Source organism: Streptococcus danieliae, assembly GCF_025447695.1.
GTDB classification, from domain to species: Bacteria; Bacillota; Bacilli; order Lactobacillales; family Streptococcaceae; genus Streptococcus; species Streptococcus danieliae.
In genome coordinates this window covers 1-12,445 of record NZ_JAOBSU010000048.1, presented here as the reverse complement: position 1 = coordinate 12,445, position 12,445 = coordinate 1, and the positions used below count along the sequence as shown (strand labels likewise).

Sequence of the window (12,445 nt, the reverse complement as noted above, 5' to 3'; positions counted from 1 at the left end):
GGGGTGTGACTGGCCAATTTCTGTTTAGAAAGAGAAATTGGAGTTGCACGCCCTTTTTTAGGCGGATATGATATAATGGATTGAATTGAAAATAGGAGAGTAAACATGGCTTTAACAGCAGGAATTGTTGGATTACCAAATGTTGGAAAATCCACTTTATTTAATGCAATTACCAAAGCAGGAGCAGAGGCAGCAAACTATCCCTTTGCGACTATTGATCCCAATGTTGGTCGGGTGGAAGTACCCGATGAACGTTTGATCAAACTAACGGAATTTATTAAACCACAGAAAACAGTTCCAACTACTTTTGAATTTACGGATATTGCTGGAATTGTTAAAGGAGCTTCTAAGGGAGAAGGGCTAGGAAATAAGTTCTTGGCTAACATTCGTGAAGTTGATGCAATTGTCCATGTGGTTCGGGCTTTTGACGATGAAAATGTCATGCGGGAACAAGGACGTGAATCTGATTTTGTGGATCCAATGGCAGATATTGAGACTATTAATCTAGAATTGATTTTGGCCGACCTCGAAAGTATTAACAAACGCTATGCGCGTGTTGAGAAGATGGCCCGTACTCAAAAGGATAAGGACTCTGTCGCTGAATTTGCCGTTTTAGAAAAAATTAAACCGGTACTCGAAGATGGGAAGTCTGCTCGAACAATTGAGTTTAGTCCAGAAGAAGCAGCAATGGTCAAAGGTTTATTCCTCTTAACTACAAAACCGGTTCTTTACGTGGCCAATGTGGGAGAAGATGAAGTAGCTGATCCTGATGCTATCGAGTATGTCCAACAAATTCGCGCCTTTGCGGAAACAGAAAATGCTCAGGTAGTTGTGATTTCAGCACGTGCGGAAGAAGAAATTTCCGAATTAGAAGATGAAGACAAGGCTGAGTTTCTCGAAGCAATGGGACTAGCAGAATCCGGTGTGGACAAGTTGACTCGCGCTGCCTACCACCTTCTAGGTTTGGGAACCTACTTCACCGCTGGTGAGAAAGAGGTTCGCGCTTGGACCTTTAAACGGGGAATGAAAGCACCACAAGCAGCTGGGATTATCCATTCAGACTTCGAAAAAGGCTTTATCCGCGCTGTAACCATGTCCTATGATGATTTGATGACCTATGGTAGTGAAAAGGCTGTTAAAGAAGCTGGACGCCTGCGTGAAGAAGGAAAAGAATACGTCGTTCAAGATGGCGACATCATGGAATTTCGTTTTAACGTCTAACATAATCAAGCGAGGTTGGCACCTTCCCAGCCTCTTTTCGTATTGGAGGAATAATGACCAAACTTGTAGTCGGCTTGGGCAATCCAGGCTCTAAATATCAACAAACACGCCATAATGTGGGCTTCCAGCTTGTGGATCATGTTGCCCAAAAAGAAAATATTACGTTCAAGGAAGATCGTATTTTTCAAGCAGAAGTAGCTTCCTTTTTCCATCGAGGAGAAAAAATCTATCTTGTAAAACCAACGACCTTTATGAATAAAAGTGGTCTGGCTGTCGAAGCCCTCCTGGCCTATTACGGGTTAACGGCTGAGGATCTAATCCTGATTTATGATGACCTGGATATGGCTGTCGGGAAAGTTCGTCTGCGGGCCAAAGGCTCAGCAGGTGGTCATAATGGGATCAAACACATTATCCATCTGTTAGGGCATTCGGATTTTCTCCGTTTCAAGGTTGGGATTGGCCGTCCAGCGCCCAAGCAGTCTGTTCCTAACTATGTACTAGGGAATTTTACGGCTGAGGAACAAATCGCGATGTCAGAAGCCCTAGAACGCGTCACAGACGGACTTTACCATTATCTGGAGATAAGTGACCTAGAAGCTACAATGAGGCGTTACAATGGCTAAAATCGATCTCATTTCACTCTTTGAACAAAATCAGCAAATGCAAGCTTGGCAAGAAGGCTTTACCAGGGACTCGCGGCAACTGATTTTAGGCCTTTCTGCCAGTAGCAAAGCTCTCGCAATTGCCAGTCTCTTACGTACCAAACAAGCAAAAATTGTGGTGGTTGTTGCCAGTGTGGTGGAGGCTGAACGCTTGGAAAGCGATTTGGTAGCCTTAGTGGGAGAGGAGCAGGTCTATCCTTTTATTGCTGAAGATGTGGCGGCGGTAGAGTTAGCCTTTGCTTCCAAGGAGAGAGAATATGCACGAGCTCAAAGTCTCCAATTTCTGCAAGAAAATCAATCGGGTATTCTGATTGCCAATCTAGCTGCTCTGGGCCTCCGTTTACCAAATCCTAAGGATTATGCGGCTTACAAAATGACCCTAGAATTAGGGCAAACCTATGCCTTTGACGATTTGTTGCAAGTAGTAACGGATATGGGCTATCGGAAGGTGGGCCAGGTTTCTCAAGCAGGAGAATATAGCCACCGCGGAGATATTTTGGATATCTATCCCTTAGGCCAAGACTTTCCCTATCGTTTAGAGTTCTTTGGCGACGAATTAGACAGTCTCAGAATCTTTAGTCCCGACCATCAACGTTCGCAACAACAGGTTGATTCTTTGACTCTCCAGCCAGTTGTTGATCAGATTCTTAGTCAAGCAGACTATGACCGTGCTGAAGCAGCCTTGATTGAACTGATGGAGTCTCAATCCAATCCAAGTCTTCTCTCTTATCTTCAGGAAATTCTTGCTGCAGTTCGTAACTATTCTTACCATGATGCCTATCCAGGATTCTTACAATACTTCTATGAGGGAGAATGGAGCCTCTTGGATTACCTGTCAAAGGAAAATTTGGTCATTTTTGATGAATTTCAACGCTTGACAGATAGAAAAGCACAACAAGAACTAGAAGTTGCACAGTTCTTGACAGATCAATTACAGATTGACAAAGCAGTGTCAACTCAACGCTACTACCTGGATACCTACTCTAAGTGGCGTCTCCACAAGCCAGCTAGTTTCTTTTCCTATATTCAAAGAGGGTTTGGAAACTTAAAATTAAGCGGCTTATACCAGTTTCAGGAATTTCCACTCCAGGACTACTTTAACCAAATCCCAATCATTAAAGAGGAGTTGGTTCGTTTTCAGAAGTCGGGCTATACAATTCTGCTTGACATCGCTTCTAAAGAAAGATTACAGTCTTTACAATCTTCTTTACAGGAGTATGAATTGACAGTGGATTTTGTGAAAAGCGATGAAATCAAGGTTAATGGGATACAACTGTGTCAACTTGGTTTGAGTCAAGGTTTTCAACTCCAAGATCAGAAATTACTGGTCATTACAGAGAAGGAACTGTTCCATAAAAAGAATAAACGCCGGGTTCGGCGACAGACGATTTCAAACGCCGAGCGTTTGAAAAGTTATCAGGAGTTGGAAAAAGGCGACTATGTTGTTCACTCCATCCATGGGATTGGCCAATACCTAGGGATTGAGACCTTGGAAGTTTCTGGAAATCATCGGGACTACCTCACGGTCCGTTATGAAAACGGCGATCGTATCTCCCTACCAGTTGATCAATTGGACTTGCTGTCTAAATATGTGGCCAGTGACGGAAAAACTCCGAAACTGAACAAACTAAATGACGGTCGTTTCCAGAAAACCAAGCGGAAGATTGAAAAGCAGGTCGAAGATATTGCCGATGACTTGCTGAAGCTTTATGCGGAGCGTGCCCAGCTGAAGGGATTTGCCTTTTCGCCAGACACTCCGGATCAGGAAGAATTTGATAATGATTTTCCCTATGTGGAAACAGAGGACCAGCTCAAGAGTATTCAGGAAATCAAAGAGGACATGGAAAAAGACAAACCCATGGATCGTCTCTTGGTAGGGGATGTTGGGTTTGGAAAAACCGAGGTCGCCATGCGGGCAGCCTTTAAAGCGGTGCAGGATCAAAAACAAGTGGCCATCCTAGTGCCGACGACCGTTCTCGCTCAACAACACTTGGTAAACTTCCAAGAACGTTTTGCAGAATTTGCGGTTGAGGTGGACGGTCTGAGCCGCTTTCGAAGTAAAAAAGAACAGGCGGAGACCCTGGAAAGATTGGCCAAGGGACAAGTCGATATCATCATCGGAACCCATCGCCTCCTCTCAAACGATGTGGTATTTGCCGACCTAGGTTTGATCATCATCGATGAAGAACAGCGTTTTGGGGTGAAACATAAAGAAAAATTGAAAGCCTTGAAAAATAAGGTAGATGTTTTAACCCTAACTGCTACTCCGATTCCCCGAACCCTGCATATGTCCATGCTAGGAATCCGAGATTTATCGGTTATTGAAACCCCTCCAACCAATCGCTACCCAGTCCAAACCTTTGTAATGGAAACCAATCCCCAAGTTATCCGTGATGCTGTTTTAAGGGAGATTGAAAGAGGCGGCCAGGCCTACTATCTTTACAACCGTGTCGAAACCATTGAACTGAAGGTTGCCGAATTGCAGGAACTGATTCCAGAAGCTTCGATTGGTTTTGTCCACGGTCAAATGTCGGAAGTGCGTTTGGAAAATACCCTCTTGGATTTTATCAATGGTGTTTATGATGTCTTGGTCACCACAACCATTATTGAAACAGGGGTTGATATTCCAAACGCCAATACGCTTTTTATTGAAAATGCCGATTACATGGGCTTGTCAACCCTTTACCAATTGCGGGGCCGTGTCGGCCGTAGCAATCGGCTTGCCTATTCCTATCTCTTTTACAAGCCTGACAAGAGCTTGACAGAAGTGTCAGAGAAACGCTTGGATGCGATTAAAGGTTTCACAGAGCTGGGCAGTGGTTTTAAAATTGCGATGCGGGACCTTTCCATTCGTGGAGCAGGAAATCTATTGGGAAGCTCCCAAAGTGGTTTCATTGACTCCGTTGGATTTGAACTCTATTCACAATTATTAGAAGAAGCTATCGCTAAGAAGCAGAATCGGGTTCAGGTAAAACAGGGAACCCACGCAGAGATTTCTTTGGGCATCGATGCTTATTTGCCATCTGACTATATTCAAGATGAACGGCAGAAGATTGAGATCTATAAACGGATTCGTCAAATCGATGGACCAGAAGTTTACCAAGAGTTGCAGGAAGAGTTGATTGACCGTTTTGGAGAGTATCCAGATGCGGTGGCCTATCTGCTTGAAATTGCCCTTTTAAAAGCCTATGCAGATAAGGTTTTTGTCGAAAATATTTTATTGCGAAACGGAGCTATTCACCTTCGCCTTGCTGCCAAAGCCAGCCGCTATTTCTTGGCCCAAGATTATTTCCAAGCCCTTTCACAAACGACTTTGAAAGCACAATTAAGCGATGTCCAAGGAAAAATGGAAATCATTTTTAAGGCCAAACAGGAAAAAGATTACGAGATCCTCGAGGCTTTGATCCAGGTAACCCGCTTTTTAGCGCAGGTATTGGATCAGAAACTAGAGGATCACGATCAAAAGCCTGAACAAAACGTGTTACAATAGAAAAAAAGGAGAATGAACCATGCGATTAGATAAGTATTTGAAAGTATCTCGCCTGATCAAACGACGTCCAGTGGCTAAGGAAGTTGCTGACAAGGGGAGAATTAAAGTCAATGGTATCCTGGCAAAATCCTCAACTGATTTAAAAATCGACGATATTGTTGAAATCCGTTTTGGTAACAAGTTGGTGCGCGTTCGTGTTGTAGAAATGTTGGACAGCACCAAAAAAGAAGATGCCTCCAAAATGTATGAATTGTTGGAGGAAGTAAGGATCGAAGAAGATGCCTAAAAATGTCCTGCAAATGAAGAATGCCTATATTCACGAAGAAAGCTCCCAAAGGCGTGAACAACATGACCACCGCCGGCAGCGGAATCGGTTTATAGGTTGGGTCCTTATTTTGGTGGTGCTCCTGTTTATCCTTCCTATTTTTAACCTGGTTCGAAATCGCGAGGTTTTGGAACAAAGACGGAAGCACTACCGTGAAATGGACCAACAATACCAACAATTAGAAAGGGAAGAGGAGAGGCTCTCGAATCTAGCCAAGAAGCTAGAAGATGATGACTATGCCAGCAAGTATATGCGGGCCCGTTATTACTATTCAAAAGACGGGGAAACCATCTATACCATACCGGACCTCCTACCTAAATAAATGGAAAAATCAGAACTCATGAAAAAGGTTGCGCTTTTTCTCCAGTTTTCAGAGGAAAAACTAGCTGAACTAGCGGAAAAGAACAAAACCTTCTATTTAAATGACCATGTCGAAGACCAGTAAGCAGCAATGGCTACTCTTGCCAGTCCTGTGCTGGTTTGTCAGCTGGCCCTTTGTGAAACTAGACCCAGCCGAGAATTTAACCCTGGGGCTTAGAGAAAAGGCCTTGTTGACCCAGCTGCCTTTCGGTTTGTTTTACCAAGACTTACCCCAGCAGCCCTTAGCTGCTCAAGCCTTGGTTAGTTTTAAGGATCAAGAGTTGCAAGATATCAAAAACACAATCCTCCCCAATCAAGCTTTGGAGATCCAAAGCTTGATTTATCGTGAAGATGGGACTCCCCTGTTTACACTAAAGGACGGGAGTCATATCTTGGCTAGTCGGAGTCTGGTCTATGACAATCAAGTTCTGACGGCAGAGACCTTGGACCAGTCCTTTTTTATCCAACCCGGAGCCCAGTTTTATAAAGAGTTTCCAACAGCTCAGACAAAACCTGCCTCTGTTCCTTACAAGCCTTATCAGCAGGTACGGATTGTTCAAAAATTGACCTATCCCCGTGGTTCTTTTGCGGTCACGGATAAAGGGGAGTATGTCGCCTGGTCTTCTTTATCCCAAGAGGATAACCGCATCCAGCGGGTACAGGAGCTTTTGGAGCAGAAGTACCAAGAAGAGGGACTGGGCATCTATGTGAAACAACTGGAAACCCAGCAGGTGGCAGGGGTGAAGCTAGATCAAATCATGTATTCGGCTAGTATTACCAAACTTCCCTACCTTTACTATGTGCAAAAGCAGGTCTTGGACGGCACTTTAAAGTGGACAGACACCTTTCTTTATAAGAAAGAAACGGAAGACTATGATGGCGCTTATGATCCAGCTGGAACAGGCAGTCTTCCCAAAGAACCGGATGGAAAAAACTACAGTCTTAAGGAACTAGAGGAAAAAGCAGCCAAAGAGTCCGATAATGTAGCTCATAACATCTTGGGCTATTATGGGACGGACTCCTCCAATCAAGACTTCCACCAGGAAATTCGTCAGATTGTGGGGCAGACTTGGGATGTTGTGGACCGGGAGGTGAGCCCGCAAATGGCAGGTTTCCTGATGGAAGCCATTTATGACCAGCAAGGCGAGCTTTTGGAGATGCTCAAGCAAACGAATTTTGACGACCAGCGGATTCCCAAAGATCTGCCGGTTCCAGTTGCTCATAAAATTGGTGATGCGGATGACTTTCACCACGATGCAGCTATTGTTTTTGCCAAGTCTCCCTATGTTCTTGTTGTTTTCACGGAGAATAAAGAAATGGACCTGATTGCTCGCATTTCCAAGGATATCTACGAGGTACTCAAATGACATTTGAGGAACATTTACGCCAACATGTGCTAGACCAGCAATTTTTTCAAGCGCATAGCCGGGTTTTGGTGGCCTTATCAGGAGGTAAAGACTCCCTGTATTTAGTGAGTTTTCTCTATCGGCACCAAGAGGAATTGGGGATTCAGATGGGGCTGGCCCATGTAAATTATGGTCAACGTCCGGAAGCTGCTTGGGAGGAGAAGTCCCTAGAGCGCCTGGCGCAAGACTTGGAAATTCCCTTCTATTCATGCTCTTTTACAGGAAAATTTACAGAGCTAGCGGCGCGTGATTTTCGTTACACCTTTTTTAAGCGCCTGATGGTTGAAGAGGCCTACACAGCCCTGATCACAGCCCACCATCAGGATGATCAGGTTGAGACCATCCTGATGCGGATTATTCAAGGCAAGCATTTGGAGAGCCTGGGAGGGATGAAGCAGTGTCAGTCGTTTGGCCCTGGTCAGCTGATTCGTCCTCTGCTTCCCTTTGCCAAGCAGGACCTGCCCCAGGAGTTTTATTTTGAAGATAGCTCCAATAGCTCCCCCACCTATTTTCGTAATCGAGTTCGCCATCAGCTGCTGCCCCTTTTGCGGGCGGAGAATCCGGGGCTTGATCGTGGCCTTTTGCGTTTATCCCAGCAGGTGGAAGACCTCTATGGTCTCTTGGCCAGTCGGATTCCGCCTTTGGATCCCTCCCATTTGGAAAAATGGCAAGAGGAGCCAGAAGTCTTACAAATCTACCTCTTAGACCAGTATTTAAAGAACTATCCCCAGCTCCACAGGGGACCGAACAGCCTTGACTCCCTGGCTCGTCTATTGCGGAAAGATGGAAGTCACCGGACTTATCTAGGGCAGGGCTACTGGTTAGACAAACGCTACAATAGCTTTGAAATTACAAGTCCTCCTTCCAGCCAAGAAGAGCTCCCTCCCTTTTTGCTAGAAGTCGGCCAGGTGACTGATTTTGGTGCCTTTCGCTTTTTCTTCGAAAGAAAACCCCAAGGTCCTATTCTGGCGGAGATTCTCGTGGAGTCAAAGCCAGTTCTCTTGCGTCGACGTCAAGAAGGGGATGCCTTTGAATGGAACGGTTATCGGCGAAAATTGCGGCGTTGGTTTATTAATGAGAAAATTCCGGTTCAGGAGCGGGAGCAGGCCGTCATTGTCGAGCAGAATGAAAAGATTCAGGGAATTGTCAATAGTCATGGTCCATGTTTGAGTATCGAGAATGAACATGGTATAATGAAGGCTAGAATTTATGTCCAAAAAATGAAAATAGAGTAGGAAATATATATGTTAGATCAGGATATCAAGAACGTACTTATCTCTCATGAAGAGATTGTTGCCGCTGCAGAAAAGTTAGGTCAGACTTTGACCCAAGAATACCAAGAGAAAAATCCAATTTTTGTAGGAATTCTAAAAGGCTCCATTCCCTTTATGGCGGAGTTGATTAACCATGTCGATGCTCATTTGGAGACAGATTATATGGCTGTTTCAAGTTACCAAGGTGGAATGGCGAGTACAGGCGAGTTGACTGTGGTTAAAGATCTAACAGCTGATATTGAAAATCGACACGTTGTTATCATTGAGGATATTATTGACTCCGGTTTGACCTTGGATGTTTTGAAACGGATGTTTTTAGAGCGCAAGCCAGCCTCTCTTAAGATCGTAACCCTTCTGGACAAGCCAGAAGGACGTCAGGTTGAAATTGATGCAGACTATTCTTGCTTCACCATTCCCAATGAATTTGTCGTTGGTTTTGGGCTAGATTATCAAGAGAATTACCGTAACCTTCCTTACATTGGAATTTTAAAAGAGGAAGTTTATCAATAAAATATAAAAGGAAACGGAACTACATGAAGAAACAAAACAACCGATTCGTCGGTCGTAATCCCTTGGCCTATCTCTTTGTGATTGTTGCCGTGATTACTGGTTTCCAAATGCTATTTGGCTCTAATTCTGGTAGTCAGACACAACAACTCTCCTTTTCAGAGTTAACCAAGCAATTAGAAAGTGGCAATGTCAAGAAGCTTAGCTACCAACCCAATGGTAGTGTGATTGAGATCCAAGGGACTTATAAAGAAGCACAAGAGGTAAAAACGGATCTAGGAGTCCAATTTTTTGACGCCAATTCGGTGAAAGCTGAGCAATTTACCAGCATCATCCTACCATCAGAAGCCAATATTTCTAAAATTCAGGATCTAGCCCAAGAAAAGGGAGCTGATCTTAGCATTAAGCGGGAAAGCTCCAGTGGTGCTTGGATTCAGTTTATGATCAGCATTGTTCCCTTTGTCATTGTTCTGTTCTTCTTCATGACCATGATGAACCAGAACGGAGGCGGGGCACGCGGTGCTATGAACTTTGGTCGGAACCGGGCCAAGGCTGCTACAAAAGAAGAAATCAAAGTTCGGTTTGCAGACGTAGCCGGTGCTGAAGAAGAAAAACAAGAGTTGGTTGAAGTCGTTGAATTCCTCAAGGACCCTAAACGCTTTACTAATCTTGGTGCGCGGATTCCGGCTGGAGTCTTGCTAGAGGGTCCTCCAGGGACTGGTAAAACCCTCTTGGCCAAGGCTGTTGCTGGGGAGGCTGGTGTGCCATTCTTCAGTATTTCTGGTTCGGACTTTGTGGAAATGTTTGTCGGTGTCGGAGCCAGTCGGGTTCGCTCCCTCTTTGAAGATGCTAAAAAAGCTGCTCCAGCAATCATCTTTATTGATGAGATTGATGCTGTTGGTCGCCGTCGTGGTGTTGGTATGGGTGGCGGAAATGATGAACGCGAACAAACCCTTAACCAATTATTGATCGAAATGGATGGTTTTGCAGGCAACGAAGGCATTATTGTTATTGCTGCAACCAACCGAAGTGATGTCTTGGATCCAGCCCTGCTTCGTCCAGGTCGTTTTGACCGGAAGATTTTGGTTGGCCGCCCAGATGTGAAAGGCCGGGAAGCGATTCTTCGCGTCCATGCCAAGAACAAACCTTTGGCCAAAGATGTTGACTTGAAATTGGTGGCCCAACAAACCCCAGGTTTTGTGGGAGCTGATTTGGAGAACGTCTTGAACGAAGCAGCCTTGGTAGCTGCGCGTCGCAACAAAACAGAAATTGATGCTTCAGATATCGATGAGGCGGAAGACCGTGTGATTGCTGGTCCATCCAAGAAAGACAAGGAAGTATCCAAACGAGACCGGGAAATTGTGGCCTACCACGAGGCTGGTCATACCATCGTCGGTTTGGTCTTGTCAAACGCGCGTGTGGTCCACAAGGTTACCATTGTTCCCCGTGGCCGTGCAGGTGGTTACATGATTGCCCTTCCAAAAGAAGACCAATCCCTTCTTTCCAAGGATGATATGAAGGAACAATTGGCAGGCTTGATGGGTGGTCGTGTTGCCGAAGAAATCATTTTTGGTGTTCAGACTACTGGTGCTTCCAATGACTTTGAACAAGCCACTCAGCTAGCTAGAAGTATGGTTACGGAATATGGAATGAGCGACGTGCTTGGTCCTGTTCAATATGAAGGAAACCATGCTTTGTTTAGTGGCCAAGTGAGTCCAGAAAAATCAGTTTCTGAACAAACAGCTCGGGAAATTGATCAGGAAGTCCGGAAACTCTTAGTAGAAGCCCATGAAGCAGCTCGTAAAGTTATTGAAGATAACCGCGAAAAACACGCTCTCATTGCTCAAGCTCTCTTAGAACATGAAACCCTAGATAGTCAAGAGATTAAATCCCTTTATGAAACTGGTAAAATGCCAGTTAATAAAGAGGAAGAGGAGACAGATGTTCACCCCCTTTCTTTTGATGAAATTGTTTCAAAAATGGAAGCAAACCCAGAGAAAGCAGCAGAGTCTGATTCAGAATAGCCATTGACTCTATGGATTTTTGATCCATAGAGTTTTTTTGCAAAAAAAATGAAAAAGGGGCTTGCTATTTTTCCGATGATCTGTTAGAATAAATAGTGTTGAAAAATGGTCCGTTGGTCAAGGGGTTAAGACACCGCCTTTTCACGGCGGTAACACGGGTTCGAATCCCGTACGGACTATATTTTCCGCCATAGCTCAGTTGGTAGTAGCGCATGACTGTTAATCATGATGTCGTAGGTTCGAGTCCTACTGGCGGAGTTCTTAAGAATCCCTTCAGGGATTCTTTTTTTATATTCAGAATCTACTGAAGCTCTTTTGCCTGAAATGTCATTATATTGTCTTAAATGATCTTCTTTTTTATTTTTATTTCCGAATAGACAAGTAAAGCGACATCTTAGGAGAGAGCGATCCTTGGCCAGATTTTGTCTGTTAGGATAATAAGGAAAGGAAGAATCATGGATTTTGAAAAAACGTATCAAAAAGTTCGCGGAACTGTCTTGAAATGCCATCGAGAGTTTTACCTCCACCTATGGGATACTTGTGACTGGGAGCAAGAAGGAATGATTGTTCTGTATCATTTAATAGAAGAAAATCCGATTGTGTTAGAGGATGACGATAAGCTACATGTTTATTTTAAAACCAAATTCCGGAACCATATCATTGACAAGGTCCGGATGCAGGAGGCTAAAAAACGAACCTTAGACACCAAAGCTTATGTTGAAGTTTCTGAGGTTGGGCATTTATTAGCCGATCCTGGCCTCTATATGGATGAATTGGTTCTTTTTAAGAATCAAATCCAGGAATATAAAAATACGCTGAGCCAGAAGGAGTTGGATAATTATCAGCGTATTGTCAGCAATCAATCTTTTAAGGGGAGAAAGAAGATGCTAAAGGCTATGGCTCATTATTTTAAAGAATTTGATCCTAGAAAGTCCTAATGAAAAAAATCTAAAAAATGGGTATACCTCTCCTTCTAAATATGGTAAAATAGTTCTCGTCTGAAAAACCAGTCGGTTATCAAAACAAATGTTTTTAAAAAAAGTTTTAATTTTTTTAAAAAAAGTGTTGACACTTTTTAACCCTGGTGATATACTTAGATAGTTGTCTCGTGAGAGGCATGACCTTTGAAAACTGAACAAGACGAATACCAATGTGTGGGACACTAGCAATAGTGCC

General features: G+C 44.0%; 10 protein-coding genes and 2 tRNA genes. All 12 read left to right on the top strand.

The genetic code is table 11. From position 1 onward, the window contains the following. Positions 1 to 105: 105 nt before the first annotated feature. The 12 genes from ychF to N4310_RS04535 all read left to right on the top strand — a co-directional run bounded on the left by ychF (position 106) and on the right by N4310_RS04535 (position 12,207). A complete protein-coding gene (gene ychF / locus N4310_RS04590; RefSeq protein WP_160331966.1) occupies positions 106 to 1,221 on the top strand; it encodes a redox-regulated ATPase YchF in 1,116 nt (371 codons plus the stop codon). 53 nt (positions 1,222 to 1,274) lie between these two features. After that, positions 1,275 to 1,844, top strand: coding sequence for an aminoacyl-tRNA hydrolase (gene pth, locus N4310_RS04585; RefSeq protein ID WP_262092239.1), 570 nt, complete (start codon positions 1,275 to 1,277; stop codon positions 1,842 to 1,844). Continuing rightward, positions 1,837 to 5,373 (top strand): transcription-repair coupling factor, encoded by a 3,537-nt coding sequence (gene mfd, locus N4310_RS04580; RefSeq protein WP_262092238.1) that lies wholly within the window; start codon positions 1,837 to 1,839, stop codon positions 5,371 to 5,373. Before pth ends, mfd begins: the two co-directional genes overlap by 8 nt. Before the next feature lie 19 nt (positions 5,374 to 5,392). Next, on the top strand, positions 5,393 to 5,659 hold the full coding sequence (locus tag N4310_RS04575) for an RNA-binding S4 domain-containing protein (RefSeq protein ID WP_160331963.1): 267 nt from the start codon (positions 5,393 to 5,395) through the stop codon (positions 5,657 to 5,659). Then, entirely contained in the window at positions 5,652 to 6,020 is a 369-nt protein-coding gene (locus N4310_RS04570) for an FtsB family cell division protein (protein WP_160331962.1), read from the top strand. Before N4310_RS04575 ends, N4310_RS04570 begins: the two co-directional genes overlap by 8 nt. A gap of 100 nt (positions 6,021 to 6,120) precedes the next feature. Continuing rightward, positions 6,121 to 7,425, top strand: coding sequence for a serine hydrolase (locus N4310_RS04565; protein WP_262092237.1), 1,305 nt, complete (start codon positions 6,121 to 6,123; stop codon positions 7,423 to 7,425). Then, positions 7,422 to 8,699: a tRNA lysidine(34) synthetase TilS gene (gene tilS / locus N4310_RS04560; RefSeq protein WP_262092236.1), complete on the top strand. Its 1,278-nt coding sequence runs from the start codon at positions 7,422 to 7,424 to the stop codon at positions 8,697 to 8,699. Before N4310_RS04565 ends, tilS begins: the two co-directional genes overlap by 4 nt. A 9-nt stretch (positions 8,700 to 8,708) precedes the next feature. Beyond that, the gene (gene hpt, locus N4310_RS04555) at positions 8,709 to 9,248 is read left to right on the top strand and encodes a hypoxanthine phosphoribosyltransferase (protein ID WP_160331959.1); all 540 of its coding nucleotides are present in this window, start codon (positions 8,709 to 8,711) and stop codon (positions 9,246 to 9,248) included. A gap of 23 nt (positions 9,249 to 9,271) precedes the next feature. Continuing rightward, positions 9,272 to 11,269 carry an ATP-dependent zinc metalloprotease FtsH gene (gene ftsH, locus N4310_RS04550; RefSeq protein ID WP_262092235.1) on the top strand — a complete coding sequence of 666 codons (1,998 nt, stop codon included), beginning with the start codon at positions 9,272 to 9,274 and terminating at the stop codon, positions 11,267 to 11,269. Positions 11,270 to 11,376: 107 nt separating this feature from the next. Then, positions 11,377 to 11,448 (top strand) — tRNA-Glu (locus tag N4310_RS04545). Between the two features lie 5 nt (positions 11,449 to 11,453). Next, positions 11,454 to 11,527: transfer RNA gene (locus tag N4310_RS04540), tRNA-Asn, on the top strand. A gap of 197 nt (positions 11,528 to 11,724) precedes the next feature. Further along, complete coding sequence (locus N4310_RS04535) at positions 11,725 to 12,207, top strand: sigma-70 family RNA polymerase sigma factor (protein WP_160333494.1); 483 nt, start codon at positions 11,725 to 11,727, stop codon at positions 12,205 to 12,207. The last annotated feature ends 238 nt before the right edge of the window (positions 12,208 to 12,445 follow it).

Excerpts from the sequence above, each read along its gene's own strand:
- ychF (WP_160331966.1), top strand. The coding sequence starts at position 106 with ATGGCTTTAACAGCAGGAATTGTTGGATTACCAAATGTTGGAAAATCC.
- pth (WP_262092239.1), top strand. The coding sequence starts at position 1,275 with ATGACCAAACTTGTAGTCGGCTTGGGCAATCCAGGCTCTAAATATCAA.
- mfd (WP_262092238.1), top strand. The coding sequence starts at position 1,837 with ATGGCTAAAATCGATCTCATTTCACTCTTTGAACAAAATCAGCAAATG.
- N4310_RS04575 (WP_160331963.1), top strand. The coding sequence starts at position 5,393 with ATGCGATTAGATAAGTATTTGAAAGTATCTCGCCTGATCAAACGACGT.
- N4310_RS04570 (WP_160331962.1), top strand. The coding sequence starts at position 5,652 with ATGCCTAAAAATGTCCTGCAAATGAAGAATGCCTATATTCACGAAGAA.
- N4310_RS04565 (WP_262092237.1), top strand. The coding sequence starts at position 6,121 with ATGACCATGTCGAAGACCAGTAAGCAGCAATGGCTACTCTTGCCAGTC.
- tilS (WP_262092236.1), top strand. The coding sequence starts at position 7,422 with ATGACATTTGAGGAACATTTACGCCAACATGTGCTAGACCAGCAATTT.
- hpt (WP_160331959.1), top strand. The coding sequence starts at position 8,709 with ATGTTAGATCAGGATATCAAGAACGTACTTATCTCTCATGAAGAGATT.
- ftsH (WP_262092235.1), top strand. The coding sequence starts at position 9,272 with ATGAAGAAACAAAACAACCGATTCGTCGGTCGTAATCCCTTGGCCTAT.
- N4310_RS04535 (WP_160333494.1), top strand. The coding sequence starts at position 11,725 with ATGGATTTTGAAAAAACGTATCAAAAAGTTCGCGGAACTGTCTTGAAA.